At 59.1% G+C, this 26,612-nt stretch carries 19 protein-coding genes; 13 read left to right on the top strand and 6 right to left on the bottom strand.

Annotation, left to right across the window (positions count from 1 at the left end; all coding sequences use genetic code 11):
• The first annotated feature begins 116 nt into the window (after window positions 1-116).
• The 5 genes from OOT55_RS13395 to ltrA all read left to right on the top strand — a co-directional run bounded on the left by OOT55_RS13395 (window position 117) and on the right by ltrA (window position 10,866).
• A complete protein-coding gene (locus OOT55_RS13395) occupies window positions 117-1,382 on the top strand; it encodes an IS110 family transposase (RefSeq protein WP_265365638.1) in 1,266 nt (421 codons plus the stop codon).
• Window positions 1,383-1,837: 455 nt separating this feature from the next.
• Window positions 1,838-2,875, top strand: a complete 1,038-nt coding sequence (locus tag OOT55_RS13390; RefSeq protein WP_265366354.1) for a sensor domain-containing diguanylate cyclase — start codon at window positions 1,838-1,840, stop codon at window positions 2,873-2,875.
• Between the two features lie 258 nt (window positions 2,876-3,133).
• On the top strand, window positions 3,134-5,092 hold the full coding sequence (locus tag OOT55_RS13385) for a carbohydrate-binding protein (protein WP_265366353.1): 1,959 nt from the start codon (window positions 3,134-3,136) through the stop codon (window positions 5,090-5,092).
• Window positions 5,093-5,349: 257 nt separating this feature from the next.
• The gene (locus OOT55_RS13380; RefSeq protein ID WP_265366352.1) at window positions 5,350-9,051 is read left to right on the top strand and encodes a hypothetical protein; all 3,702 of its coding nucleotides are present in this window, start codon (window positions 5,350-5,352) and stop codon (window positions 9,049-9,051) included.
• A 453-nt stretch (window positions 9,052-9,504) separates the two neighbouring features.
• Window positions 9,505-10,866: a group II intron reverse transcriptase/maturase gene (ltrA, locus tag OOT55_RS13375; RefSeq protein ID WP_265368832.1), complete on the top strand. Its 1,362-nt coding sequence runs from the start codon at window positions 9,505-9,507 to the stop codon at window positions 10,864-10,866.
• A 402-nt stretch (window positions 10,867-11,268) separates the two neighbouring features.
• Here the strand turns inward: ltrA and OOT55_RS13370 are convergent, their stop codons facing one another.
• Genes OOT55_RS13370 through glyQ form a run of 4 tightly spaced genes read right to left on the bottom strand, consistent with a single transcriptional unit; the run spans window position 11,269 to window position 15,703 of the window.
• Window positions 11,269-12,042: a lysophospholipid acyltransferase family protein gene (locus OOT55_RS13370; RefSeq protein WP_265366351.1), complete on the bottom strand. Its 774-nt coding sequence runs from the start codon at window positions 12,040-12,042 to the stop codon at window positions 11,269-11,271.
• A gap of 2 nt (window positions 12,043-12,044) precedes the next feature.
• Window positions 12,045-12,653: a D-glycero-beta-D-manno-heptose 1,7-bisphosphate 7-phosphatase gene (gmhB, locus tag OOT55_RS13365; RefSeq protein ID WP_265366350.1), complete on the bottom strand. Its 609-nt coding sequence runs from the start codon at window positions 12,651-12,653 to the stop codon at window positions 12,045-12,047.
• 3 nt (window positions 12,654-12,656) lie between these two features.
• On the bottom strand, window positions 12,657-14,735 hold the full coding sequence (glyS, locus tag OOT55_RS13360; RefSeq protein ID WP_265366349.1) for a glycine--tRNA ligase subunit beta: 2,079 nt from the start codon (window positions 14,733-14,735) through the stop codon (window positions 12,657-12,659).
• On the bottom strand, window positions 14,732-15,703 hold the full coding sequence (gene glyQ, locus OOT55_RS13355) for a glycine--tRNA ligase subunit alpha (RefSeq protein ID WP_024461667.1): 972 nt from the start codon (window positions 15,701-15,703) through the stop codon (window positions 14,732-14,734). Before glyQ ends, glyS begins: the two co-directional genes overlap by 4 nt.
• 193 nt (window positions 15,704-15,896) lie before the next feature.
• On the opposite strand from glyQ, the gene OOT55_RS13350 reads away from it, so the two are divergent.
• The 5 genes from OOT55_RS13350 (at window position 15,897) to OOT55_RS13330 (ending at window position 21,198) form a co-directional block, all read left to right on the top strand.
• Window positions 15,897-16,772 (top strand): lysophospholipid acyltransferase family protein, encoded by an 876-nt coding sequence (locus OOT55_RS13350; RefSeq protein WP_265366348.1) that lies wholly within the window; start codon window positions 15,897-15,899, stop codon window positions 16,770-16,772.
• A 98-nt stretch (window positions 16,773-16,870) separates the two neighbouring features.
• Window positions 16,871-17,662: an ATP-dependent zinc protease gene (locus OOT55_RS13345; RefSeq protein ID WP_265366347.1), complete on the top strand. Its 792-nt coding sequence runs from the start codon at window positions 16,871-16,873 to the stop codon at window positions 17,660-17,662.
• On the top strand, window positions 17,659-19,233 hold the full coding sequence (locus OOT55_RS13340; protein WP_265366346.1) for an inactive transglutaminase family protein: 1,575 nt from the start codon (window positions 17,659-17,661) through the stop codon (window positions 19,231-19,233). The genes OOT55_RS13345 and OOT55_RS13340 overlap by 4 nt, the downstream gene beginning before the upstream one ends.
• Window positions 19,230-20,222: an alpha-L-glutamate ligase-like protein gene (locus OOT55_RS13335; RefSeq protein WP_265366345.1), complete on the top strand. Its 993-nt coding sequence runs from the start codon at window positions 19,230-19,232 to the stop codon at window positions 20,220-20,222. The genes OOT55_RS13340 and OOT55_RS13335 overlap by 4 nt, the downstream gene beginning before the upstream one ends.
• Before the next feature lie 82 nt (window positions 20,223-20,304).
• Window positions 20,305-21,198 (top strand): chemotaxis protein, encoded by an 894-nt coding sequence (locus OOT55_RS13330; RefSeq protein WP_265366344.1) that lies wholly within the window; start codon window positions 20,305-20,307, stop codon window positions 21,196-21,198.
• Here OOT55_RS13330 and OOT55_RS13325 read toward each other — a convergent pair.
• On the bottom strand, window positions 21,195-21,578 hold the full coding sequence (locus tag OOT55_RS13325) for a RidA family protein (protein WP_265366343.1): 384 nt from the start codon (window positions 21,576-21,578) through the stop codon (window positions 21,195-21,197). The two genes, OOT55_RS13330 and OOT55_RS13325, sit on opposite strands and share 4 nt — an antisense overlap.
• A 243-nt stretch (window positions 21,579-21,821) precedes the next feature.
• Between OOT55_RS13325 and OOT55_RS13320 the strand changes: the two genes are divergently transcribed.
• Window positions 21,822-23,015: an MFS transporter gene (locus tag OOT55_RS13320; RefSeq protein ID WP_265366342.1), complete on the top strand. Its 1,194-nt coding sequence runs from the start codon at window positions 21,822-21,824 to the stop codon at window positions 23,013-23,015.
• Here OOT55_RS13320 and OOT55_RS13315 read toward each other — a convergent pair.
• The gene (locus OOT55_RS13315) at window positions 23,012-24,013 is read right to left on the bottom strand and encodes a LacI family DNA-binding transcriptional regulator (protein WP_265366341.1); all 1,002 of its coding nucleotides are present in this window, start codon (window positions 24,011-24,013) and stop codon (window positions 23,012-23,014) included. The two genes, OOT55_RS13320 and OOT55_RS13315, sit on opposite strands and share 4 nt — an antisense overlap.
• Window positions 24,014-24,379: 366 nt before the next feature.
• On the opposite strand from OOT55_RS13315, the gene galE reads away from it, so the two are divergent.
• The gene (gene galE / locus OOT55_RS13310; protein ID WP_265366340.1) at window positions 24,380-25,390 is read left to right on the top strand and encodes a UDP-glucose 4-epimerase GalE; all 1,011 of its coding nucleotides are present in this window, start codon (window positions 24,380-24,382) and stop codon (window positions 25,388-25,390) included.
• Between the two features lie 149 nt (window positions 25,391-25,539).
• Window positions 25,540-26,598: an aldose epimerase family protein gene (locus tag OOT55_RS13305; protein WP_265366339.1), complete on the top strand. Its 1,059-nt coding sequence runs from the start codon at window positions 25,540-25,542 to the stop codon at window positions 26,596-26,598.
• Window positions 26,599-26,612: the final 14 nt, after the last annotated feature.

Here is a 26,612-nt window from a genome sequence, read left to right as displayed (position 1 = left end):
CCGTAAATTCAGAGTAGTCAGTTATAAGGTAGAAAAAAGAAAGGGGACCCTCATAACTCGGTAACTTGCTGTAACAGCAAGGTGCGAAGAACCGAGAGCATTGGAGGTGTCCCCTTATGCGCAAGTATAACTATCGTGCCCAAAATTTCCAGAAGGTGAACTGGGATCAACTGCGTGAGCAGACGGCGGGCGAGCGGTTGATTCTGGCGATTGATGTGGCCAAGAAGGACTTCTACGTGGCGCTGATGAAGCCGGACCGGACGGTTCTGAAGACCATCCGCTGGGAGCATCCGCAACAGAGCCCGGCCCTGCTGCGGGAACTGGCGAACCTCAAGGCTCAGCGCCTGGAGGCGGTCATGGAGCCGACCGGTACCTATGGCGACGCCTTGCGCTACCAGTTGAGAGCTCTGGGTGCCGAAATCTACCGGGTCAGCCCCAAGCGGGTGCACGACGCCGCTGAAGTGTATGACGGGGTCCCGAGCCTGCACGACGCCAAGGCGGCTTACCTGATCGGCCGGCTGCACCTGGATGGCATCAGTCAGCGCTGGCGCGAGCCGAGTGAAGCGCGTCGAGCTCTGCGAGCCTTACTGAATCGGCTGGAGCAGGTACAGGAGCGCCACCAGCGGGCACTGAATCGGCTCGAAGCGTTGTTGGCCCGGCACTGGCCGGAGGCGCTGTGCTGGCTGACATTGCAGAGCGCCAGCTTGCTGCACCTGCTGGCCGAGTACGGCGACCCGGTTCGGGTGACGGCACAGCCGGAGCAGGCGGACCGACTGCTGCGCCGAGTCGGTGGGCACATGCTTAAGACGTCCAAGCGCGAAGGCCTGCTGCGCAGTGCCGCCACGACCTTGGGCGTGCCGGTGGTCGAGACCGAACACGAACTCATCCGGGCCCTGGCCCAGGAGATGCTGGACACACGGGCGCAGTCCCGCGAGCTGGAGCGAGCGCTGTCCGAGCACGTCGAGCACACCCGGGAGCTGGCCTGGATGGCCGAGGCACTGGGCCATAACAGCGCGGTGGTGCTTTACTGTGCCCTGGGTTCGGCCAATGACTACCCGCGTGCGGCCAGCTATCTGAAAGCGGCGGGGCTGAACCTCAAAGAGCGCTCCAGCGGCAAACACAAAGGGCAGCTGAAGCTGACCAAGCGAGGGCCCGGGGTGGTGCGCCACTACCTGTACTTCGCCGCCCTTCGCCTGATACGTCAATCAGGCCCGGCCAGAGCCTGGTATGACGCCAAGCTGGCCCGACACCGAGGCCCCAAGGGCAAACTGATCATCGCGCTGATGCGCAAGCTGGCCAAGGCGCTGTGGCATGTGGCTCAAGGCAAGCGGTTCGATCCGGCCAAGCTCTTTGCCGAGCCACCCCGGGCCGAAGTGGCATAAGCACCACCGAGTCGACCGATGAGGACGAACAGAGACGAGCAACAGGAGCGAGCAATGAGTTAATCCAGCCGTAACACGCTGGCAACGAGTCTTCCTTCGGGCTGACCTTCGATCCGACCTCTAGCCCAGTCTTGAGGCTCCTAAGTAGTCAAGAGGCAGCCCGCGGGATGATCCATGGAACGCGATACCCAAGGTAACTGAGTTGATGCCGCCAGGCGGACATCCGATGCGAGAGGTTCGGTTGACCCCATGGACGTTCATCCGGGAGGCCTTCGAGCTGGCACACAGGCTAAACACACGAGTACCACCGGCATGTGCGTCAACGACTCAGGCAATGCCAGCAGACTCGTGTGCCCAACAGGCAGGTAAAATGATTAAATAAAGGGACTTGACTGAGTTATGAGAGGTCGGGTTAGCAAAGCGTAACCCGACAAAAACCCAAAGGCAGTCTCTCCATGAAAAAACCAGCCATTCCCGCCAATGAGGCTGAGCGTACAGCCGCCGTTGACGCTCTGGCGATGGTTTACTCGCCCGCAGAAGAGCGTTTCGACCGGATTACCCGCCTGGCGTGCAGATTGTTTGACGTGCCCATTTCACTGGTGACCCTGATTTCCCGGGACAAGCAGTGGTTCAAGTCCGCGCAGGGAGTCGGGGTGTCGGAGACTCCGCGCGACATCGCCTTCTGCGCTCACGCCATCAACCACGATGAACTGCTGCTGGTGGAAGACGCCAGAGAGCATCCGGACTTCCGCGATCACCCGGCGGTTACCGACGACCCCCATGTCCGTTTTTACGCGGGCCAGCCGATTCAATATCAGGGGCAGCTGGTGGGCACCTTGTGCCTGGTCGATTATGAACCGGCCTCTCTGGATGAAGAGCAGAAAGACATTCTGCGTAGCCTGGCGGGCTGGGTGGAGAACGAACTGCGGGTGGAAGCGCTCAGTGCGGAGCAGACCCAGTTGCTCGAGGAGCTGGATGAAGCCCGGCGGAACGCCCTGATCGACCCACTGACCAAGGCCTGGAACCGTCAGGGGATGGACGTACTCTTGCAACGGGAGTTGGCGGTGGCGCAGCGGTTGGGCTCCGATGTGTGTGTGATGCTGGTGGATGTGGACCACTACAAACAGGTCAATGACCAGTACGGTCATGTTGTCGGCGATGAAATTCTGCGCGAAGTGGCACAGCGACTGCGCAGTGTAGTGCGCCCGCAGGATGTCGTGGCGCGCTATGGGGGTGACGAGTTTCTGGTGTTTGCCACTCAGTGCCCGGCGGAAATGGGACAGTTTCTGGCACGGCGGTTGGTCGAACGGGTCAGTGCTCGACCGATGACCGTCGAGGGCGTGGAGATACCCCTGACCCTGAGTATCGGGGTGACTGCCGCCAATGCCGGTCCCGGCGTGCTAACGACCAAGTTGGTCAATGCCGCCGATCAGGCACTCTATGAAACCAAAGCCGCCGGTCGAAACGGGGTGACCTTCCGGGCCTTTGCTTGATCAACCGCGTGGCGTGTTGATAATTGATCTAAACATTTTTAATAGAAAAAATCTTCAGCATTTCAAATCTGTCTAAGCAAAAAAGATTCTGACGAAATCCGTTTCCGCCCCGGTCTTGACTGCATGAAACTGTGATCTTGGTCTCGTTTTTGAATTTTCCGTTCGTGCTTGAATCGCCCCGTGAGAGAGGAGCGGTGCTGAAAGGATGCGTACAGCCTAAACCGAAAACCATAACGTTAATCAAAAGGTTCAAGCATCATGGAAACTATCAACCCCAACCGGTTTTTGCGCCGGTGTTTCGCCGTGGCTCTGTGCAGCTCCCTGGCCACCATCGCCCACGCCGATCTCGGCAGCAATCTTGCCCTCAGCGGCGGCGCGGATGGTTCGAGCAAAGGCGGTGGCAGCAGCTACGGCAACGTCAATGACGGCGACCTGAGCAGCTACTGGCAGCCCAGTGGCACCAGTGGTGAGCGGATCGGCGTGAAAAATTTTGATGCCACGTTCAATACCGTGATCATCCGTGAACTCAATGACGCCACCACCGGCTGGCGCCTTGAAGATCACGATACCAACGAAGTGCTGGCGTCAGGCTCTACTTTGGGCAACGAGCGGGTGATCAGCGGCTTTGGTGACCGACAGATGTACAAGGTCAACCTGATTATTGAAAGTGCCAACAGCGCGCCCCAGATTGCCGAGTTCGAAATCTACAACGATTCCGATGGCGGGGGCAGCTCATCCAGCAGCTCCAGCAGCTCGTCATCCAGCTCTTCGGATGCCGGTGGCGAAACGGTTCGCTATGAAGCGGAAAACGCGCTCGATTATGACGGTGTCATCGCGTCCAATCATTCGGGCTACAGCGGCAGCGGTTTTGTCGACCTGCTCAACGACGGCAACAGCTATATTGAGTGGATTGTGAATCAGGCGGACAGCGGTTCCGCAACCCTGACGTTCCGCTACGCCAATGGCACTACCGCCAACCGCCCGATGACGGTCAGCGTCAATGGCCAGGTCGCGCACTCGAGCGTTGACTTCGAGGGCACCGGGGGTTGGTCGAGCTGGGATACCCAGACCGTGACCGTCAGTCTGGCGGCGGGCAGCAATGTGATTCGCGCTGATGCCACCGTATCCGAAGGTGGGCCCAATTTCGACTACATTGAAGTCAGTGGCGGAGATGATTCCTCCAGCTCCAGCAGTTCGTCTTCGAGCTCGTCTTCCAGTTCATCGTCCAGCTCGGTACCCAGTGATCCCGGTGAAGTACTGTCCTGCCAGGAGGCCAATACCGTGCGCGGTTTTGCTTCCCTCGGTGGCGGTACCACCGGTGGTGCGGGCGGCGATGTTGTGACCGTGTCTTCCGGAACGGAACTGGAGGCGGCATTGAGCAATAAAGGCAGCAACCCGCTGACCATTTATGTCGATGGTACCATCACGCCCGGAAACTCCAGCGTGAGCAAGTTCGATATCAAGGATATGAACGACGTGTCCATCATCGGTGTGGGTAACAACGCCCTGTTTGATGGTATCGGCATCAAGATATGGCGTGCCAACAATGTGATTGTCCGCAATGTCACCATGCGCTACGTCAATATCGGGGACAAGGACCATATCACCATCGACGGTCCGTCCAGCAATATCTGGATTGACCACAATACCTTCTACAATTCGCTGGATGTCGACAAGGATTACTACGACGAGCTGGTCAGTGGTAAAAACGATATCGATAATATTACCGTCAGCTACAACATCCTGCGCGACAGCTGGAAGACCTCCCTGTGGGGCAGCAGCGATGGCGATGACTCCCATCGTCGGGTGACCTTCTGGGGCAACCACTGGGAGGATGCCAATTCGCGGCTGCCGCTGTTCCGTTTTGGTGAAGGGCATGTGATCAACAATTACTACGACGGCATACTCAGCACCGGCATCAACTCGCGGATGGGCGCGACCATCCGGATTGAAGGCAATGTGTTCGAAAACTCCCAGAATCCGATTGTCTCTTTCTACAGTGACGAGATTGGCTACTGGGATGTCCAGGACAACATCTTCTCCAATATCACCTGGGAGGAAGGTTCCGGTGACGATGTGATTGCCGGTCCCAACGTCCAGTCAACGGTGAGCTACACACCGCCTTACAGCTATGCCGCGCTCCCGGCATCGGATGCCAAAGGGCACGTTCTGGCCAACGCCGGTGCCGGTGTGATCAGCAACTGCGTAGCTCCCTGATCGATATCCCATTCGATCGTAAACGGGTTTAGGCTGGCATCCGCGGAGTTCGCTCCGCGGGTGTTTCATTCAAATTCCTGATATCGCGATCCTCTCACTATTTCAAACTTATCTAACCGGTTTCATGGCGGCCTGCGAAGTGTGACGTGGTTCACGCTTTGGTTGGCGGAGAATGTGATTGAATCCCCGGTGAGAGACAGGAGTGGTGCTGAACGGACGCAAACCAAAAAACCATAACGTTTAACAAGGTTACGCACATGAAAATCATCAACCAGTCCGGGCGTATCGGCCGATACGCCTCCAAGGTCGTTTATTCCTCAATATTTTTCGCCTGCATCGCTCAAGCCGATCTGGGGCCGAACCTGGCGCTGGATGCCGGGGCCGACGGCTCCAGCAAAGCCAGCGGTACCAGCTATGGCAATGCCATTGATGGTGACACGGCGAGCTACTGGCAGCCGGGTTCCAGTAGTGATGAACGGATCGGTGTGAAAAACATCGGTACCAGTTTCAATACCGTCATCATTCGCGAGCTGAACGGTGCCACCACCGGCTGGCGTCTCGAAGACCACGATACCGGAGAGGTGTTTGCCAGTGGCTCGACACTCGGTTCCGAACGGATCATTGCCGGTTTCGGTGACCAGAGCCTGTACAAAATCAACCTGGTAATCGAGAGTGCCAGTGCCGCACCGCAGATTGCGGAGTTCGAAGTGTACAGTGCAACGGACATGGCGAGCTCCAGCTCGTCATCGTCGAGTTTGTCCAGCTCATCAAGCAGTTCCGCTTCGGAGTCGTCCAGCGCCGAAAGCAGCAGTTCGGACGCGTCTTCTGAGAGCTCTTCAAGCAGCTCATCACCGGGAAGCAGTAGCTCGTCTGAAAGTTCGTCCAGCAGTTCGTCGAGTTCACAACCCGGCACACCCGGTGAAGTGCTTTCCTGTGAACGGGCCAACACCGTTCAGGGCTTTGCGTCGCTGGGTGCTGGCACTACCGGTGGTCAGGGCGGTGATGAGGTGACGGTCAGCACCGGCACCGAACTGGCAACGGCGCTCGGCAACAAAGGCAGCGTTCCGCTGACCATCTATGTGGATGGCACCATTACCCCGGACAACTCCAATGTGACCAAATTTGATATCAAGGACATGAACGACGTGTCCATCATCGGTGTGGGCAACAACGCCCTGTTCGATGGTATTGGTATCAAGATCTGGCGCGCCAACAATGTGATTGTGCGCAATATCACCATGCGCTATGTCCGCATTGGCGATAAAGACCACATTACCATTGACGGTCCGTCCAGCAATATCTGGATTGATCACAATACCTTCTACAACTCGCTGGACGTGGACAAGGACTACTACGATGAGCTGGTCAGTGGTAAAGGCGAGATCGACAACATCACCATCAGCTACAACATCCTGCGTGATAGCTGGAAAACCTCCCTGTGGGGTAGCAGCGACGGTGACGATTACGGTCGCCGGATCACCTTCTGGGGGAATCACTGGGAAAACGCCAATTCGCGCCTGCCGCTGTTCCGGTTCGGGGAGGGGCATATCGTCAACAACTACTATGATGGCGTGATCAGTACCGGAATCAATTCGCGCATGGGAGCCACGCTTCGCATTGAGGGCAATGTGTTCGAAGATGCTCAGAACCCGATCGTCTCTTTCTACAGCAGCGAGCTGGGCTACTGGGACGTTGAGGACAATACCTTCAATAACGTCAACTGGGTCGAGTATCCCAGCGATGGGGTGATTGCCGGACCTGATGTTCAGTCCACCACCAGCTATCTCCCCCCGTACAGCTACAGCCGTCTGTTTGCGGCGGACACCAAGGCCCACGTGTTGGCCAATGCGGGCGCCGGCATCGTGACCGATTGTCTGGACGCGCCGGTCAGCGGCGGTGGCGATCAGTCATCCAGCTCGTCGTCGAGCAGTCAGAACAGCTCCAGTGAATCCTCTTCAGAGAGCTCGTCGTCCGATAATTCTTCCAGTGATAGCGGCGAGCCGGTTGAGTTGGGCAGTAATCTGGCTCTGAGTGGTGGCGCCGACGGTTCCAGCAAGGGTGGCGGTACCAGCTATGGCAACGTCAACGATGGCAATCTGGCCAGCTACTGGCAGCCCAGTAGCACCAGTGGTGTACGCATCGGAGTGAAAAACTTCAGCGGTATCTTCAACACCGTGATCATCCGCGAACTTAACGACGCCACGGAAAGTTGGCGGCTGGAAGATCACGACACCGGTGAAGTGCTGGCCTACGGCTCGACTTTGGGCAGCGAACGGATCATCACTGGCTTCGGTGACCGTGACCTGTACAAAGTCAATCTGATCATCGACAGCGCCAGCAGTGCGCCGCAGATCGCCGAGTTTGAAATCTACAACGCCACCGGGAACGTATCCGATGGCGGTTCCTCAAGTAGTGACTCGAGTTCGTCCAGCTCGTCCGACAACGGCGACAGTTCGTCCAGTGATGCCTCATCATCGGAAAGCTCCAGCAGTGATTCCAGCAGCTCAAGCAGTCAATCGAGCAGCAGCTTCCCGGATTACTCCGGCCCCCTGAGCAACGACTGTGTCGAACTGGCCACCAACCCGAGCGTCAACTGGCGCGATACCGCACTGCAGACGGACCAGGAGATCGTCGAGTGCCTGGCGCAGACCCTGGGTCGTGCCGTGGGCTATGGTGAAAACGCTCTGGGCGGCTATGATCCCAATGGCAACAGCACACTGACCGTAATCACCAAAAGCAGCAGTGATTCGGTAGAGAAGCAGATCTTTGATGCCATGAGCAGTGAAGATCATCACTGGATTGTGTTCGACAAGAACGATTTCGCGGTGGAAACCGAAATTGGCATGTATCGGCTGCACTGCAGCAATTCGGATGTCCTGAGTCGTATCGGTGGTACCGAGGCGGAGTGTGTCGATTACCGTCAGTGGTGTTCGAATCGCGGCTACAACGAGCACAATCAGTGTCTGGAAGAGTTCTTTAACAATCGTCTGGACGATAAGGACCTTCCCATTCGCAACCCGGTGATCAGCTCCAACACCACTATCGATGGTCGGATGAGCAATGCCTACTTCCGCTTCAGTGGCTTTGCCATCGGGCAGGACAGCTCCGGTCAGCCGACCCAGACCGCCAATAGTGTGATTCTGACCCACCTGGATTTCCGCGGCGCCGGCCATACCGAGGACCATGGACTGGACCCGGACATGATTCGCTCTACCGGTGCGTCCCACGATATCTGGATTCACAAGAACACCTTTGACCTGACCGGTGACTCGGCGTTTGACGTGAAAGTCGGAGCCTACGATATCACCATGTCGTTCAACCGGGTGGTGGACGTCAAACGTGCCGCTTTGCACGGATCCAGTGACAGTCGTGAGATCAACGAGAACATCACCACCACCATGCATCACAATGCCTTTGTGACCCGGGATGATCTGTACTTCGAGTTCGGCAACACGGCGCGCCGGGTACCGCTGATCCGCCGGGGTACGTCCCATATGTGGAACAACCTGTTCATGAACTACCGCAAAGACATCATCAGTGTCCGCGTGGGCGCCGACCTTCTGTGGGAGGACAATGCGCTGGTCATCAATGGCGACTTCCAGGAGAAAGACGATATCAACAGCGCGCTGGACGAGCTGCAGGGCAACCTGACCCGGGATGTCAGCGGTGGCAACTACCGTGCCGACGGGGTCTACCTCTGGTTCGGTAACAGCGCGTGCGATATTAACGCTTCAACCCAGCGTGCGCTGACGGATGCGTCGGGCAGTGTCGGTGACCTGTCTCAGCAGTACACCGTGGCGTCTCGCGATACGATCAATGATTTCCGGCTGGATGCGGGACAGGATCTGATTGATTACGTGAGCGCGACCGCCGGCAAGTATGGCGAGCTGCCGTTCAATTCGCCACTCGCGGGCGATGTTTACTACGTACTGAGTCTGGGCAAGGTGCCCTGTCAGTAAACCCGTCGATTTTTAACGACGGCGAATCCCCTCGCTTGACGGGCCGACCTTTGTGTCGGCCTTTTTTTGTGCGCCCGGCACGGGCGCACTCCTGGAGGTGCAAGTCCTCCCGTGAGCTGGCCACAGCGAACGAAGTGAAGCGCAACTGCGGAAGGGCGACCGACCGTGGGGAGGAAGCGTGGATCGTAAACCGTGAGCCGATGAACAAGAATCGGATACGAGGCACCGCCAAGCAGGGCGAGCGGGCAAGAAGCCGCGAAGCTCTTGTGGCCAAGGCGAGGGGGTGTATATCCGGCGGTTGTGCGGTGAAGGAGTGTGTTCTTACCCGGGGAGATCTCGCCTTATGCCTGAAAGGGCGACGTGGCAACACGGAGCGAGAAGTCAGCAGAGGCCATAGTAGCTGCTAATACAGGGCGAAGGGCCAAACGAGAAGGAGCGTCAAACGCCTTGTCGATGAATACTGTACGGCATCAGATGCCCGCGCCAGCGGGGCGGGTCGCACAACGCGAAGGTGAAGCCTTGGCGAAGGCGACCAGCGATGAAACAGGACTCCCGCGACAAGAGTCGGAGGGCGCAGGGCGAGACCTGCTTGTGCAGGCACTCGCACGCGAGAATATGCAGCGGGCATGGAAGCGCGTGAAGGCCAACAAAGGATCGGCCGGGGTGGACGGTCTGGACATTGCCCAGAGCGCTGAACACCTGCGATGGGCATGGCCGGCGCTCAAACAGCAACTGCTGGAGGGCACCTATCGGCCACAGCCCGTTCGTCGGGTAGGCCTCCCGAAACCGGATGGCAGTGAACGGGAGTTGGGAATCCCCACCGTCACCGACCGTCTGATTCAACAGGCACTGTTGCAAGTGCTGCAACCGCTGATTGATCCCACCTTCAGCGAGCACAGTCATGGCTTCCGTCCGGGCCGCCGGGCCCACGACGCCGTGTTGGCGGCGCAACGCTACGCCCAGCAAGGTCGCCACATCGTGGTGGATGTCGACCTGTCGAAGTTCTTCGACCGGGTCAACCACGACATCCTGATTGACCGCCTGAAGAAACGCGTGAACGACCCCGGTGTCATCCGGCTGGTTCGTGCGTACCTGAACGCGGGCATCATGGACGGTGGTGTGGTGATGGAGCGGCACGAAGGCACGCCGCAGGGCGGGCCACTGTCGCCGCTACTGGCCAACGTCCTGCTGGACGAGGTGGACAAAGAGCTGGAACGCCGGGGGCACTGCTTCGCCCGCTATGCGGATGACTGCAACGTCTACGTCCGCAGTTACAAAGCGGGCGAGCGGGTCATGCGCCTGCTACGCCGGTGCTACAAGAAGCTGCGTCTGGTGATTAATGAAACCAAGAGCGCGGTGACCAGTGTGTTCGGTCGCAAGTTCCTCGGTTATGCCCTATGGCAAACGAGAGAAGGAGAAGTCCGGCGCGCGGTATCGGCCAAGGCGGTGCAGGCGTTCAAGCTCAGGGTCAGGCAACTGACCCGAGGGTCAGTGGGGCGCAGCATGGAGCAGGTGGTGGAAACGCTCTGTCGTTACTTGTTGGGGTGGAAGGGCTACTTCAGGCTGGCGCAAACACCGCGTATCTGGCGATCGCTGGATAAGTGGATACGCCGACGCTTGAGAGCCCTGCAACTGAGGCAGTGGCGTCGGGGCAAGACGATCTATCGGGAGCTTCTAAGGCTTGGGGCGAAACCCGAGGTGGCGCAATCGGTGGCGGCACTGAGCCGTCGCTGGTGGCACAACAGTCTATCCGCCATCCACACAGTGCAAACCGTTGCCTACTTCGATCGGTTGGGTGTGCCGCGACTCGCGTGAAACCTCAACTTCTTGAACCGCCCGGTGCGGACCCGCATGCCGGGTGGTGTGGGAGGGGCGGAACCTGATGGTTCCCCCCTATCCCGATTGTTCGTCTCAACGGTAGTTCGCTACATGCGTAGGGCGTGGTAAGCGTAAAGCGCGCACCCGCCGTCCAGGCGGGTGACGGTCTCGCAATGGCATACCTACCCTCCGCTGGTGCGAGCGGAGCCTTGCTTGGAGATAGCCGGTTGTGTCGATACGTGCTAATGGCACTGAGGGCCGGCATGGGGAGCACCGTTTGTAGACTCTCTGAGGCATGGATGCCGATGAGAAGCCTCCATGGATGGATTCACGGCGGGTCTACAAACGGTGCTCCCCACCCATGGCGGGACGGACGTTACGAATCGATAAGTCTGTTATTTATTGGTCTGGTGATGATTCAAGCCAGGGGCGGCGGCCGTCTTTGCGGCCGACGGGGAGGGTTTTGGCGGTGGACTCGATCCAGTCCCGGACTTCCTCGGTCAACTGCTTGCGGTCTTTCCCCTCGCTGTAAATCGGCTCGCCGATCACCATCGTGATGGTGCCCGGGTACTTCAGGTAGTCCTTGTGGGGCCAGCACTCGGCGCCGTTGTGGGCCACCGGGATGACCGGGCAGCCGGCGGTGCAGGCGATATCGGCGCCGCTGCGGGCGTAGGGCACCACCTGACCGGGACGGGTGCGGGTACCCTCCGGGAAAATCAGGACGTTGTTGCCATCCTTGATCGCCTGAACGCCCTTCTTCTTCACATCGCGCAGCGCCTGGGTTTTATTGCTCCGATCGATGGCGATGGGTTTCAGTGCGGCCAGGCCCCAACCGAAAAACGGGATGCGCAGCAGTTCTTTTTTCAGAATGGTGGAAATGGGCTGGAAGAACAGTTGCAGGTACAGGGTTTCCCACACGCCCTGGTGCTTGGACATCACCACATAGGGTTGCAGGTCCTTGCGGATATCGCCCCGCACCTCAATGCGGATATTGCAGCAGAACCAGAGCCAGAACATCACAAAGCGGTTCCACTGATTGATCAGCCGGTAGCGCCATTGGTAGGGAAGAAACGGCCAGATCAGTGTGCTCAAGGCACCAAACAGGATCCCCGATCCGTAGTAGCCAATATCGAAAATCGTGGTGCGGACGTAGAGAAAGGCTTTGTACAACACGGTTAACGCTGTCCTTCGTGGTCTTGCGGATCGGAGGGGGCGGCGTCGGCCTGTTCGGGCTCTGACAGCAGCGCTGTCACCGCGGCCTCCAGGTGGTCGAAAATGCGCACCTGCTCCCGCTCGGCGGTGTCCAGAAACGAAGCCAGTTCGGCTTCCGTCTCGCGCCCGCGGCCGGTGCGCACCAGACAGGGCTGACAGCCCTTGGTCAGTGCGGCCTGCAGATCTGTGATGGTGTCGCCCACAAACCAGGCCGACTGTACCGAGGTGTTGAATACCGCCTCAATCGCATCGAGCATGCCGGTTTTGGGTGTGCGGCATTTGCAGTCGTCGTCCGGGTGATGGGGGCAGTAAAAAATCGCCTCCAGCTTGCCGCCGTTTTCTTCCACCAGCGCGGTGAGTTTGGCGTGCATGGCCTCCAGGTCGTCCAGATCGAACAGGCCCCGGGCGAGCCCGGACTGGTTGGTGGCCACCACCGGCGTGAAGCCCGCCCGGCTCAACCGGGCGATGGCTTCAATACTGCCGGGAATGGGCTGCCACTCCTCGGCGGACTTGATGTAATCGCCGGCGTCTTCGTTGATCACGCCGTCCCGGTCCAGAATGATCAGTTTCATGGCTCAGCCTTTCGCCGGAGCGAGCAGGGAAATATCGGCGACCGCCAGGAACAGGTCACCCAGTTGCTGCAGCAGCGCCAGGCGGTTGTTGCGCAGTTGCTCATCTTCAGCGTTGACCATCACCTGATCGAAGAAGGCATCCACCGGCTCCTGCAGGTCCGCCAGTTGCGTCAGCGCCTCGGTGTAAGCGCGTTTGGCAAACAGTGGCTCGACCACTTTGGCTTTCGTCTGCACGGCCTCGGTCAGTGCCTTCTCGGCGGATTCCTGCAGCAGGGCGGGGTCGAGGGCACCGGTGGGCGCGCCCGATTTGGCCAGAATATTGGCCACCCGCTTGTTGGCCGCGGCGAGTGCCTGGGCCTGGGGCAACTGGTAGAACTCGTGCACGGCCTTCACCCGCTGGTCGATATCCAGCGGATTGCTCACTTTGCGTGCGCTCACCGCGAGGAACACTTCCACCGGAATACCGGCGTCTTCGTACCAGGCGCGGAAGCGCTCGAGCATATAGTCTAGGACCTTTGTAACATCAGCAACTGGGTCATTCCCTCGCAAAGGGAGTTGCGAGTGGGCCGCAATTAAGAGTTGCATTAGATCCAAATCAAGTTGTTTTTCCACCAAAATCCGCAATACACCTAAACTGGCACGACGAAGCGCGAAGGGATCCTTGGAGCCGGTGGGCACCTGGCCGATGCCGAAAATGCCGGTAATGGTATCCAGGCGATCCGCCAGGGCGATGATCGCACCGGTAGTGGTTTCCGGTAGCGCGTCGCCGGCAAACTTGGGCAGGTACTGCTCCTGCATGGCCTGGGCGACTTCTTCGTTTTCGCCGTCATTGCGGGCGTAGTAGTAGCCGGCGATGCCCTGCATGTTGTCGAACTCGAGCACCATTTCGGTGACCAGATCCGACTTGCACAGAGTGCCCGCGCGCTCGGCCAGTGTTTCATCGGCCCCCAGTTGCGCGGCAATCTGTTTGGCCAGGGCGGCGATACGCTCGGTTTTCTCAAACACGCTGCCAAGCTGTTTCTGGAACACGATGGGCTTCAACTGCTCGCGGCGACTTTCCAGGGTGTGCTTGAGGTCGGTGTCGAAGAAGAAGGCGGCATCGGACAGACGCGGACGGATCACCCGCTCGTTGCCATCGATGACCTGTTCCGGATCGTCGCTTTCGATATTGGCCACGGTGATGAAGTGGGGCATCAGCCTGCCCTGAGCGTCCACCAGGTGAAAGTACTTCTGGTGTTCTTTCATGGAGGCGATCAGCGCTTCGGCGGGCACGTTCAGGAAGCGCTTCTCGAAGTTGCCCAGCAGCGCGACCGGCCATTCCACCAGAGCGGTCACTTCATCCAGCAGATCGTCGTCGATTACCGCGGTACCGCCGACTTTTTTGGCTTCCGCGTCCACCTGCTCGCGAATCAGGTCCCGACGGGCGTCCATATCGGCCAGTACATAGCCGGTGGAGGCCAGCTTTTCGAGGTAGTCGCTCGGGTTGAACAGGTCCAGCTCGTGGTTGTAGTGGAAGCGGTGGCCGCGGGTACAGCGGTTGGCGCGCAGGCCCAGCACCTCGGCGTCGATGATTTCATCGCCGTAGAGCATTACCAGCCAGTGGGCCGGGCGGACAAATTCGGTGCGGCTGGCGCCCCAGCGCATGCGTTTGGCAATGGGCAGTTTGGCCAGGGCGTCATTGACGATATCACCGAGCAGTTCGACCACGGCCTGGCCGCCGGCCTTGGAGCGGGCTACCAGCTTGTCCGCCTTGCCGTCGTTTTCGGTGGTCAGCTCGCTCACGCTCAGACCGTTTTTGCTGGCAAAGGCCTCGGCGGCCTTGGTGGGGTTGCCGTCCTGATCGAAGGCGATCTTCGCCGGCGGGCCGTAGGTGACCACTTCCTTCACCGGCGTCTGCTCGGCCAGCTCTTTCACCAGTACCGCCAGGCGGCGTGGGCTGGCGTAGGCGTGAATCACATCGTAGTCCAGGTCCTGGGCGTCCAGGCCGCCGGCGATGCCCTCGCGCAGGGCGTTCATCAGAGTTTTCAGGGCTTTGGGGGGCAGCTCTTCGGTGCCCAGTTCAAACAGAAAATCGGCACTCATTGATCGTCTCCCTCTGCCGCGAGAAGTTCATTGCGCAGGGCTTCGGGGGCCAGGGGGAAGCCCAGGGCCTTGCGGGCGTCGAAGTAGGCCTGAGCCACGGCCCGGGCCAGGCTGCGCACCCGCAGAATAAAGCGCTGCCGCTCGGTCACGGAAATGGCGTGGCGGGCATCCAGCAGGTTAAAGGCGTGGGAGGCCTTCATCACCATTTCATAGGCCGGCAGGGGCAGCCCCTCGCCAATCAGGCGCTCGCTCTCGCGCTCGTAGACATCGAAACTGTTGAACAGCGACTCGGTGTCGGCCTGCTCGAAGTTGTATTTGGACATTTCCACTTCGTTCTGATGGAACACATCGCCGTAGGTCACCTTGTCGCCGGCGGGATTGACGGTCCAGACCAGATCGTAAATGGAGTCCACGCCCTGAAGGTACATGGCAATACGCTCCAGACCATAGGTGATCTCCCCGGTGACCGGGTAGCACTCCAGGCCGCCGACTTGCTGGAAGTAGGTGAACTGGGTGACTTCCATGCCGTTCAGCCAGACTTCCCAGCCCAGTCCCCAGGCCCCGAGGGTGGGCGATTCCCAGTTGTCTTCCACAAAGCGGATGTCGTGGATGGCCGGATCAATGCCCAGCTCCTTCAGTGAACCCAGGTACAGCTCCTGAATATTGGCCGGGGAGGGCTTCATCACCACCTGAAACTGGTAATAGTGCTGCAGTCGGTTGGGATTCTCGCCGTAGCGGCCATCGGTGGGCCGGCGACAGGGCTGCACGTAGGCGGCGTTCCAGGTTTCCGGGCCGATTGAGCGCAGGAAGGTGGCCGGGTGAAAGGTGCCCGCACCCACTTCCAGGTCCAGCGGTTGCAGGATCACGCAGCCCTGGCGTGCCCAGTAGGATTGCAGGGCGAGAATCAGCCCCTGAAAGGTACTGACATCGGGCGAGTGGGCGCCGGCGGGGGTTTGACTGTCTGACACGGGTAACCTGCCTCCGAGCATGAGGTCGAGAAATTGAAGTCGCGTTATATAACGCGCCAGTCGCGAGGACGCTGGTGGTACACCATGGCCCTGAGCGAAAACAGCCGCGAATTATAGCGGTAGTTGGGGGGTGATTGGTACGGCTGGTTGCCGTAAACTGCGCGCACTTTGGCGATTTAACGGTGGTTTAGGCATGAAAGAACGGTTCGCCGTATGGATGTTGAAGCTTCTCGGGCGCCTGCCGTTGTCCGTCGGTCGTGCGCTCGGCGGCTTCGCGGGTTGGCTGATGTGGCTCAGCAGTGGTCGCTCGGCGCGGATTACCCGGCAGAACCTGGCACTGTGTCAGCCCCATATCAAAGATCGGGCCCGGGAGCGACTGGTGCGCCAGAGCCTGACTGAAACCGGCAAAACGGTGGCTGAGGCGGCAGCGGTCTGGACTCACTCCTGGTCGTGGTTGCAGCGCCGTATTGTGGCAGTGGAAAATGATGAAGCGCTGAACGCCGCGCTTGCCGAGGGGCAAGGGGTGCTGGTTCTGGCGCCCCATTTGGGTAATTGGGAGGTGGTCGCCCCGTTTCTGGCCAGTTATGCGCGCCTGACGGCGTTGTACCAGCCGCCCCGTCAGGCCGCTCTGGACCAGATGATTCTGCGCGGCAGAAGCAAAGACAACATCGATATGGCACCGACCAATCGTCGGGGTGTGAGTCAGTTGCTCAAGGCGCTCAAACGTGGCGAAATTGTCGGCATTCTGCCGGACCAGGTGCCCGAGCCGGGCAACGGCGCTCAAGTGGCCCCGTTCTTCGGGCAGCCCGCGCTGACCATGACGCTGGTACACAGCCTGATTCAGCGCACCGGCTGCAAGGTGGTGAGTGTGTTTGCCCAGCGTGTGCCAAGCGGCTTCAAAATGGTGGTGCTGCCGGCGGATGAGCGTATTTACGCGGAGGATGTGGTGGAGTCGGTTGCCGGCCTGAATCGCAGCGTGGAAGCCTGTGTGCTCAGAGCGCCCACCCAATACCAGTGGGAATACAAACGGTTTCGCCGATTGCCAGCGGATTATGCACCCCGTTACTGAATTTACAGGCCTTAACCTTCGTAAAGCGCCCCGGTGGCATCGCCCGGTGCTCCGCTAAGGTACACTATATGAACTCCATCAATAACCGGAAAGGAAACATGAACCCCCATCCTCTGAAGTGGATAGCCCTGGTGCCGCTATTGGCCGCCCTGTCGGCCTGCAGCTCCCATCATGTGATGGTCAAAAAGGCGGATATGGAAGCAGCCAACCAGTGTCTATTGGCACAGCAGCAGCGTGATCTGACCCTTGAACAGCAGCAGCAACAGATTGCCGAGACGCTGGATCTGTTGCGCCAGAGTATTGAGTTGCAGCAGCACGATGACGAAGCACTGCGCGACCTGATGGACAAAGTGCGCGAGGGACGCGAGGAGGGGCGGTCAAACAATAATTGTCCGCAGGGTCTGGCGTTACCCGTGCCCAGTGATGCGATGGACAAAAAAGTCGTGGGCGCCAAAGAACGGGTGCTGCTCACGGATCTGGGTATTGTCCTGCAGTCCCGGGTGGATACCGGGGCAACCACGTCTTCGATGGATGCCCGGGATATCGAAATTTTCGAGCGCAACGGTGAGGAGTGGGTGCGTTTCAAGATCCACGACCCGGACCTGGACCAGCTGGTCGAACTGGAGCGGCCGCGGTCGCGTAAAGTTCGCATCATCCAGGCCAGCAGTGAAGACGTCGAAAAGCGACCCGTGGTGGAAATGCGCATTACCATGGGCTCACTGACCCAGACCGCGGAATTCACCCTGTCGGACCGCAGCCATATGGAATTTCCCCTGCTGATTGGCCGAAATGTTCTGCGGGATGTCATGTTGGTGGATGTCGCGCGGGACAATATTACCGAACCCAAGCCGCCCAAGCCCTCGGATATTGACAAGAGCACCGACGAATGACCCAATCCCGCGTTCCTTTCTACCTGATTGTGGTGAGTCTGGTGGTGGCCGGGCTGGCGACCGCCTGGGCCCGACATGTGGAAATGGAGCTGCCGTTCTGGCCCGGTGAGCAACGTCCGGTCTGGTTGGTCGAGGCCAGGGTGGACTTTCAGGCGACGGGCGGTCAGGTGTTGGTGAGTCTGGATCTTCCGGACAACCCCCCCGGTTTCCGTTTGCACACCGAACACGCCACCTCACCGGGGTACGGGTTTTCGATCATTGAGGAACGTGGTGACCGGCGGGGGGAGTGGTCCAAGCGCGATGCCAGTGGTCCTCAGACCCTGTATTACAAGGCGCAACTGATTGGTGGTGTGCCGGGGACCGAGTCGTTGCCGGGGCCGGAACAGAATCAGAGCCAAGACCCGGGCCCGACACCAAAACCGAAGTCGTTGTATTGGGAGGAGCCGCAGGATACGGCGGCCAGCCAGCTGTTGTCCCAGGCGCTGGAGACCTCAAGCTCCCCCGAGAGTCTGACCCGCGAGTTGATCAAGCGGCTGAACAATCCGACGGGTGATCAGAATGCCTCGCTGTTGATCGAAGAGGTGGGCAGCCGCTCCCTGTTGCTTGAGCGGCTGTTGAATCAGGCAGATATTCCCGCCCGCCAGGTGATGGGACTGTTTCTGGAAGATGCCCGCCGTCGCCAGACACTGACCCCGATGGTGGAAGCCTACAACGGTGAGGAGTGGGTACTGTTCAACCCGCAGTCAGGTGAACAGGGCGTCCCCGAGAACCTTGTACTGTGGCACCGTGGCGGAGAGTCGCTGATCGACGTCACCGGGGGGCGCAATTCCGGTGTGAGCTTTTCCATGATCCGCCAGACCGTGCCCGCTGAGGAGTTGGCCATTGCCCAGTTCAGTGACAGCGCTTTCGCCTTGCTGGGGGTCCAGCAACTGCCGATCGAAGAGCAGAGTATGTTCAAGATGCTCTTCCTGTTGCCGCTGGGGGCATTGGTTGTGGTTTTTATGCGCATTATTGTGGGCCTGAAAACCTCCGGTACTTTTATGCCGGTCCTGATCTCCCTGGCCTTTCTGCAGACTTCCCTGCTGCCCGGCCTCATCAGCTTTGTCGTCGTGGTGTCTCTGGGGCTGATGCTGCGCAGTTATCTGTCGCACCTGAACCTGCTGCTGGTATCCCGGATCGCCACACTGGTGGTATTGGTGATTTTTCTGATCTCCATGTTGAGCCTGCTCGGTTATCAGTTGGGATTCAGTACGGGTATGACCATTACCTTTTTCCCGATGATCATTATTGCCTGGACCATTGAGCGCATGTCGATTCTCTGGGAAGAGGAAGGCGCGCACGAGGTGGTGATTCAGGGCGGGGGCAGCCTGCTGGTGGCGGTGATGGCGTACTTGCTGATGCAGTTGCCGCTGGCCAATCACTTGAGCTTCAACTTTCCGGAGTTGAACCTCGTGATTCTGGCGTTGATCATGCTGATGGGGCAGTACACCGGCTATAAACTGTCCGAGCTGCGCCGGTTCCGGGCCATGGCGCTGGAGCAGGAAGCGGCAGCGGAGTCGGGTAAATCATGAAGTGGATCAGCCCCTGGCGACTGAAAAAGCTGGGTATCCTCGGTATGAATGCCCGCAATCGGGATTTTATTGCTCGCTACAATTCCCGCTCGCGCTACCCGTTGGTGGATGACAAGCTGAAAACGAAACTGCTCACCGAGGAATATGGCCTGGCAACACCGGCACTGCGCTTCGTGGTGTCGGAGCAGCATGCGATCAGTCACATCGAGAAACAGCTTTACGAGCTCGACGGCTTCGCCGTGAAACCTGCCAAGGGTTCCGGCGGCAAGGGGATTCTGGTGATCACCGGCCGTCGAGGTGACAAATTTGTGAAGGCCTCGGGGGCGGAAATCGACATTGAGGAAATTCGCCGGCACATGTCCAATACCCTGGCCGGCCTTTATTCTCTTGGGGGCAAGCCCGATGTGGTGATCGTCGAGGACCTGATTGAGTTCGACGATATTTTTGAAGGTTATTCTTACGAGGGCGTTCCGGACATCCGCGTGGTGGTCTTCAAAGGCTACCCGGTGATGGCCATGCTGCGCCTGGCCACCCACGCCTCCGATGGTAAAGCCAATCTGCACCAGGGGGCCGTGGGCGTGGGGCTGGATATTGCCACGGGACGCTGCCTGAAAGCGGTCCAGTTCGGCCTGGGGGTATCGGTGCACCCGGACACCAAAAAGCCCCTCAATGAAATCAAGGTCCCCGACTGGCGCTCCATGCTGGTATTGGCCGCGCGCTGCTATGAAATGACCGGGCTGGGTTACATCGGCACCGACATCGTGCTCGACAAAAGCCGTGGACCGCAACTGCTGGAACTCAATGCCCGTCCGGGGCTGGCGATTCAGGTGGCCAATGGCCTGGGGCTGCTGCCCCGGCTGCGCCACATTGAGTCCCTGAAGGCCGGTCTGCATAAAACGCCGGAGGCCCGGGTGGATTACGTGATGAAAGCCTTTGCCGAGGCGCTTCCCGAAGACCCGGCGGCCGGGCCGGCCCAAAAAATTGCCTGATTCCCTTCGGTTTACGCGCAAACCGCCGATACGCTAGTGTACCCCACTGACATCAGACGCACTTCGGACTCCGAGATTGCCCATGAACGGTAAGGCCCAACACGCCCAGAAGCTGCTGCTTTTCAGACTGACACCCACCCAGAGCTTTGCGATGGGTACGCTCAAAGTGCGTGAGATCATTCCCTATACCCGCTTCAACCGGATCCTTCAGGAGCATCCGGCGATTCTTGGCGCGACCACCGTGCGGGGCAAGACCATTCCGGTCATCGATATGGCGGCGGCGGTGGGTTACAAACCCCTGTCCGACGAGGAAATGCGCCGGGGGTCAATCATCATCACCGACTGCCAGCGCAAGGACATTGGCTTTCTGGTGCGCGGTATCGACCGGATTGTGGATGCCAACTGGAAAGAGGTGAAGGCGCCACCGCAGATGCTGGGCAAGCGGGCCTTTGTCACCGGTCTGTATATGCACGAGGATCAGGCCGTTCAGTTGATCGACCTGGAGCTGTTATTTGCCCAGGTTTACCCCGACCCGCCGGGCCGCCGTCGGGCGGTGCTGACCGATGTCCAGCGCGAGCAGCTCAAACCGCTGAATATCCTGCTGGTGGATGACTCCCATGTGGCTCGCAAGCAACTGCAGGATGCCCTGGACGGACTGAATATTCCCTATCAGGTGCTGACCAATGGCGAAAAAGCCCTGCAGCGAATGCACCAGGCGGCGAAGGACAACAACGCCATTGATATTCTGGTGAGTGATATCGAAATGCCGGGGCTGGATGGTTATGAGTTGGCCTTCAGTGTGCGCGACGACAAGGCGCTGAGTCACGCTTACATCATTCTGCACACGTCACTGAACAGCGAAATGAGTGTCAGCTATGCCCACCAGGTCGGTGCCAACGAAGCGCTGACCAAGTTCGACGCCGAGGAGCTGGTCCACGCCATGCTCCGCGGCGCCAAAACGCTGATGGCTGATTAAAGCACCATGACCCCTTCGGCTTCAAACAGCGCGCCTTTGGGCAACTGGTTGATGCCCACCGCCGCACGGGCCGGGAAGGGTTGGCGGAAGTGGCGTGCCATGACTTCATTGACCACGGTAAAGTTGGCCAGGTCGGTCAGGTACAGGTTCAGTTTGACGATATGGTTCAGGCTGCCATTGGCGGCTTCACAGACCGCCGCCAGGTTTTTAAAAACCTGCTCGGCCTGGGCTTCGAAGTCTCCGTCTACCAATTCCATGGTCTCGGGGTTCAGCGGGATCTGGCCCGACAGATACACAGTGTTGTCGACTTTGACGGCTTGCGAGTAAGTGCCGATGGCCTCCGGGGCCTTATCGGTATGAATCACGGCGCGGTTGGTCATAACAGAATCCTTCAGTATTACGCTGATCGGGAAACCGACCAGTATAGTGGTTGGGACGGCTGAGGGCCAGAAATAGCCGGGCCGCGCTGGTTCGTCAAATGCGGTACAATGCGCGCGTTTGAGGGGCAGGCCACCCTCAGTCTCTTCCCCACAACGACAATCACAACAACACGGTTGCCTACTCTGCGCCACTCCAGCGGCGGCGCGGCGGGGTTGTGTTGTTCCCAGCACTACGGAACGCCAATGACCACTTCTGCCAGTCCGACCCTGACCAAAGCCCAGATGTGGCTGATCGAAATTGCCCTGGCCGTGGGCGGCTTTGGCATCGGCACCGGGGAGTTTGCCACCATGGGCCTGATGCCGGGCATCGCCGAGGGGCTGGGGGTGACCGAGCCCCAGGTCGGCCATGTCATCAGCAGCTACGCCCTGGGCGTGGTTGTCGGCGCCCCTCTACTGGCGGTGTTTGGTGCGCGCCTGTTCCGGCGCCACTTGCTGATTGGTCTGATGGGGTTTTACACCCTGGCCAATATCGCCAGTGCCCTGGCGCCCACCTATGAGTCCCTATTGGCGTTCCGTTTTATTGCCGGCCTGCCCCACGGTACCTATTTCGGCGTCGCCGCCCTGGTGGTGGCCAGCCTGGCGCCGCCCAGTGACCGGGGCAAGGCGGTCAGCCGGGTCATGATCGGCCTGACCCTGGCGGTCTTGATCGGCAACCCCTTGGCGACCTGGCTGGGCCAGTCCATCAGCTGGCGCTATGCTTTTGTGCTGGTGTCGGCGGTGTCCATGCTGACGGTGATTCTGATTGTGATTTATTTGCCTCTGGACCGGCAGCAGCCGCGCAACCGCCCGGCAGCGGAGCTCAAAGCCTTTCACCGGCCCCAGGTGTGGCTGGCGCTGATGATCGGCGCCACCGGCTTTGCCGGCGTTTTCTGTGTGTTCAGCTACCTGGCCCCTACGCTGCTCTATGTGACCGAGGTCGATAAAGGCTGGATACCCATTGCCATGGCGACCTTTGGCGCGGGCGGCTTCCTGGGCAATATTTTCGGCGGCTGGCTGTTCGACAAGTTTCAGTTCAAGGCCGTGGGCGGGGCGCTGCTCTGGAGTCTGGCGGTCTATCTGGTATTCCCGTCGGCCACGGGCGAGCTGTGGAGCATTCTGATGATGACCTTCCTGGTGGGGACGGTGGCCGCGGTGTCACCGCCGCTGCAGACCCACTTGATGGATGTGGCGGTGGGTGCCCAGACCCTGGCCGCCGCCTCCCATCACGCGGCGTTCAACACGGCGAATGCCATTGGTCCCATGCTGGGTGGCCTGGCCATTTCGGCGGGCTTTGGCTGGAGCTCCACGGGATATGTCGGCGCCACAACCGCCGTGGCGGGGCTGGTGTTCTTTGCCCTGGCCTTGCGAATGGAGCGGCGAAGTGCTGTGGTCGCCTAGCGCTTCACCACCGATTCGCGCTTCACGATCGTCGGTGTGTATTTGAAGGTGACACCGGGCTCGGGGCGGTTGCCCGAGGCGTAACTCAACGCCAGCTCAGCGGCGCGCATGGCCATGACCTCCACCGGATAGCGTAGGGTGGTGAGTTTGGGGCGACAGTACTTCGCCAGCAACACATCGTCGTAGCCGATTACCGAGACTTCATTGGGTACGTCAATGCCGTGGTCCTGCAGAATGGTCATGGCGCCGGATGCCATGGCGTCGTTGTAGGCGAGAACGGCGGTAAACTGCTTACCCTTGGCGAGCAGATTCTGGACCGCGATTTCCCCGCCCTCCTGATCCGGCGTGCTGTACTCGATATTGGCATCGGGCAGTGCTATGCCCGCCTGCTCCAGCGCCTCCCGAATGCCCTGAATCCGCTGCACCGGGTCTTCAATCTGGTAGCGGCTGCTGATCACCGCAAGATCCCGATGGCCCTGACTGAGCATATATTGCGCCATGGCTCGGCCACCGGCGACGTTGTCGAGCCAGACGCAGCGATTGGCAATTTCGGGGATGTAGCGGTTGATCAACACAAAGCCGGGCACCTGTCCGGCCAGATCGATCAGTGTGTCGTCATCCAGCGCCTTGCTGTGCACCACCATGGCTTCGCAGCGATGCTCCAGCAGGGTTTCGATCGCCTGGCGCTCGGTCTCTCGCTCGATGGAGCCGGAACTCATCAGAATCTGGACGCCTTGCTTGCGCGTGGTGGCCTCAATGCCATGGGCCAGGGTCGCAAAGAATGGATCGGACAGTTCGGCAAGCACGACGCCCAACGAGGCGCTGCGTTTGTTGACCAGGGCTCGGGCGTTGGCATTGGGCCGGTAGCCCATTTCGTCCATGATTTTCTTGATGCGTTCACGGGTGGCCTTGCCAACCTTGGGGCCGTCGTTGATGACCCGGGAAACCGTGGCCAGCGATACGCCCGCCGCATTGGCAATGTCTTTGATAGTGGCCATTGAGTAAACCTGTTCCTGAAAAAGCGGTAACAATACCAGATCCGCTGGGGTGTCGCAGCTTGAGCCGTGGAGCTTCTGTAATCGTTTAACCTTTCCGCTGATAATAATGCACTTTCGGGCTGTTTTTGGCAAAAAATCTTGTCCCGGCGGCCGATAACTGATATCGCAACGTAAAATTAATATAAATAATATTTAATGGGTTTTTAGGCATAAAATCGATAAAAAATGGCATTAACTGCTCATTTTTCGATAATTACCGATGTTTAATAGCGTTGGGTGGGTGGTTGTAGGCTTGCAGAATGACTTTAAATCCATAGGGAAAACGTATAACCTAAGAAAAATTCCCGAATAACAAGAGGGCGGGACATGAAGATTCTGGTCACCGGTGGCCTGGGTTATATTGGCCTCCACACCTGTGTGGAGTTGCTCTCCCAGGGCCACCAGATAGTGATTCTGGACAATCTGGCGAACAGTAAGCGCTCGGCGCTGGATCGCCTGGAGCAGATTACCGGTCACCGGCCGACCTTTCATGAGGCCGATATCCGTGATCGGGCCGCGCTTGAGGCCATATTCAGGACACACACCTTTGATGCGGTGATGCACTTTGCCGGATTAAAGGCCGTCGGTGAGTCCACCCGGATTCCTCTGGACTATTACGACGTGAACGTCCACGGTACTCAGCAATTGGTGTCGGTCATGCTGGCCCACAAAGTGTCCTGTATCGTATTCAGCTCGTCCGCCACCGTCTACGGTGATCCGGCATCGGTGCCGATCCGGGAAGATTTCCCCTTGTCGGCGACCAATCCCTATGGCCGCACCAAGTGGGTGGTCGAACAGATGCTCGAGGATGTGGCACGGGCTGAGCCCGACCTGAGTGTCATTCTGTTGCGCTATTTCAACCCCGGTGGTGCCCATGAGAGCGGTCTGATCGGGGAAGATCCCAACGGCATTCCCAACAATCTCATGCCCTACATCGCTCAGGTGGCGGTGGGACGACGGCCTTCACTGTCGATATTTGGTAATGACTACCCCACAAAAGATGGCACCGGGGTGCGTGACTACATCCACGTGGTGGACCTGGCGCGGGGCCACCTGGCGGCACTGGAACTCTGCCACAAGGACGCTGGTGTCCACATCTATAACCTGGGCACCGGACGTGGTTACAGCGTTCTCGACATCGTGGGCGCTTTCGAGCGGGCGACCGGTCGCCCTATTCCCTATGAGTTTGCACCCAGACGACCCGGAGATATTGCCGAATGCTGGGCCGATCCCACCAAAGCGCAGCGGGACCTGGGATGGCGGGCGGAATTGGGTATTGATCGCATGGCGGAGGATGTCTGGCGTTGGCAATCGGCCAACCCGGAAGGCTTCCGGTAGTTCCTGGCTGGCGGTCACTTCAATAAATACACGAAACGTGAGGTCGGATCATGATTAACCTAGGGTGCAGGCTGGATCTCTGGTGGAAACCACTCCTGGTTTCTTTCGGGCTTCTCTCGATAACAGCGTGTTCAGATAGTCGGTCGGCGGTGACCGTCAGTGTCTCTGATTTTGGTACGACGCCCGGGGGCGAGGCGGTATCCGAGTTCGTTCTCAGCAACGATCAGGGAATGACGGTCCGCATTCTCAATTACGGCGGCATCATTCGTTCGATTACGGTCCCGGATGCTCGGGGCAATCTCGATGACGTCGTGCTGGGGTATGACACCCTTGATGATTATGTGCGTGATGAAAACTATTTCGGTGCGTTGATCGGTCGCTATGGCAACCGTATCGCGAACGGACGTTTCGAGCTTGATGGGAAAACCTATGAGCTTGAGCGCAATAACAACGGCCATCATCTGCACAGCGGCAGCACCGGTTTCCACAAACAGGTGTGGCAGGCCGAACTGTTTACGACCGAAGAAACCGCCGGCGTTCGGTTGCGGTTGGTGAGTCCGGACGGGCAAGGTGGCTATCCCGGTACATTGGCCACCACGGCGGTGTACGAATTGACGACCGATAACGAGCTTCACCTGACACTGGAAGCGACAACCGACCAGGCAACCCCCGTCAGCCTGACCAATCATGCCTACTTCAATCTGGCAGGCTCGGGCCCCATTGGCGATCATGAGCTGCTCATTCAGGCTGACCATTTCACGCCAGTGGATGAGGGCCTGATTCCCACCGGTGAAATCCGCGCGGTATCCGGCACTCCGTTCGATTTCACACATTCGAAGCCAATCGGCGAAGACATTGATGCCGAAAATGAGCAGTTGGCGCATGGGATGGGCTACGACCATAACTGGGTGCTGTCGAGAAATCCGGGTGACGCTGTGAGTGTTGCCGCCGTACTTCGTGATCCGGCATCCGGTCGGGAGATGACGTTGCTGACTGACAGCCCGGGTCTCCAGTTTTATTCGGGCAACTTTCTCGACGGCTCGACCCAGGGTAAGGAGGGGCGTACTTATGAGCATCGAACGGCGCTGTGCCTCGAGCCTCAGTACTTTCCGGACTCTCCCAATCAGCCGGCATTCCCCGATACGATTTTGCGTCCCGGCGAAACCTATACGCAGCAGGTGATCTACCGCTTTTCAGCGGCGCGTTGAATCATCTGTGTACT

It is taken from the genome of Marinimicrobium sp. C6131 (assembly GCF_026153455.1).
Classification (GTDB): Bacteria; Pseudomonadota; Gammaproteobacteria; order Pseudomonadales; family Cellvibrionaceae; genus Marinimicrobium.
This window is presented reverse-complemented; position numbering and strand designations above follow the sequence as displayed.

Excerpts from the sequence above, each read along its gene's own strand:
- OOT55_RS13395 (WP_265365638.1), top strand. The coding sequence starts at position 117 with ATGCGCAAGTATAACTATCGTGCCCAAAATTTCCAGAAGGTGAACTGG.
- OOT55_RS13390 (WP_265366354.1), top strand. The coding sequence starts at position 1,838 with ATGAAAAAACCAGCCATTCCCGCCAATGAGGCTGAGCGTACAGCCGCC.
- OOT55_RS13385 (WP_265366353.1), top strand. The coding sequence starts at position 3,134 with ATGGAAACTATCAACCCCAACCGGTTTTTGCGCCGGTGTTTCGCCGTG.
- OOT55_RS13380 (WP_265366352.1), top strand. The coding sequence starts at position 5,350 with ATGAAAATCATCAACCAGTCCGGGCGTATCGGCCGATACGCCTCCAAG.
- ltrA (WP_265368832.1), top strand. The coding sequence starts at position 9,505 with ATGAATACTGTACGGCATCAGATGCCCGCGCCAGCGGGGCGGGTCGCA.
- gmhB (WP_265366350.1), bottom strand. The coding sequence starts at position 12,653 with ATGAAACTGATCATTCTGGACCGGGACGGCGTGATCAACGAAGACGCC.
- glyS (WP_265366349.1), bottom strand. The coding sequence starts at position 14,735 with ATGAGTGCCGATTTTCTGTTTGAACTGGGCACCGAAGAGCTGCCCCCC.
- OOT55_RS13350 (WP_265366348.1), top strand. The coding sequence starts at position 15,897 with ATGAAAGAACGGTTCGCCGTATGGATGTTGAAGCTTCTCGGGCGCCTG.
- OOT55_RS13345 (WP_265366347.1), top strand. The coding sequence starts at position 16,871 with ATGAACCCCCATCCTCTGAAGTGGATAGCCCTGGTGCCGCTATTGGCC.
- OOT55_RS13340 (WP_265366346.1), top strand. The coding sequence starts at position 17,659 with ATGACCCAATCCCGCGTTCCTTTCTACCTGATTGTGGTGAGTCTGGTG.
- OOT55_RS13335 (WP_265366345.1), top strand. The coding sequence starts at position 19,230 with ATGAAGTGGATCAGCCCCTGGCGACTGAAAAAGCTGGGTATCCTCGGT.
- OOT55_RS13330 (WP_265366344.1), top strand. The coding sequence starts at position 20,305 with ATGAACGGTAAGGCCCAACACGCCCAGAAGCTGCTGCTTTTCAGACTG.
- OOT55_RS13325 (WP_265366343.1), bottom strand. The coding sequence starts at position 21,578 with ATGACCAACCGCGCCGTGATTCATACCGATAAGGCCCCGGAGGCCATC.
- OOT55_RS13320 (WP_265366342.1), top strand. The coding sequence starts at position 21,822 with ATGACCACTTCTGCCAGTCCGACCCTGACCAAAGCCCAGATGTGGCTG.
- OOT55_RS13315 (WP_265366341.1), bottom strand. The coding sequence starts at position 24,013 with ATGGCCACTATCAAAGACATTGCCAATGCGGCGGGCGTATCGCTGGCC.
- galE (WP_265366340.1), top strand. The coding sequence starts at position 24,380 with ATGAAGATTCTGGTCACCGGTGGCCTGGGTTATATTGGCCTCCACACC.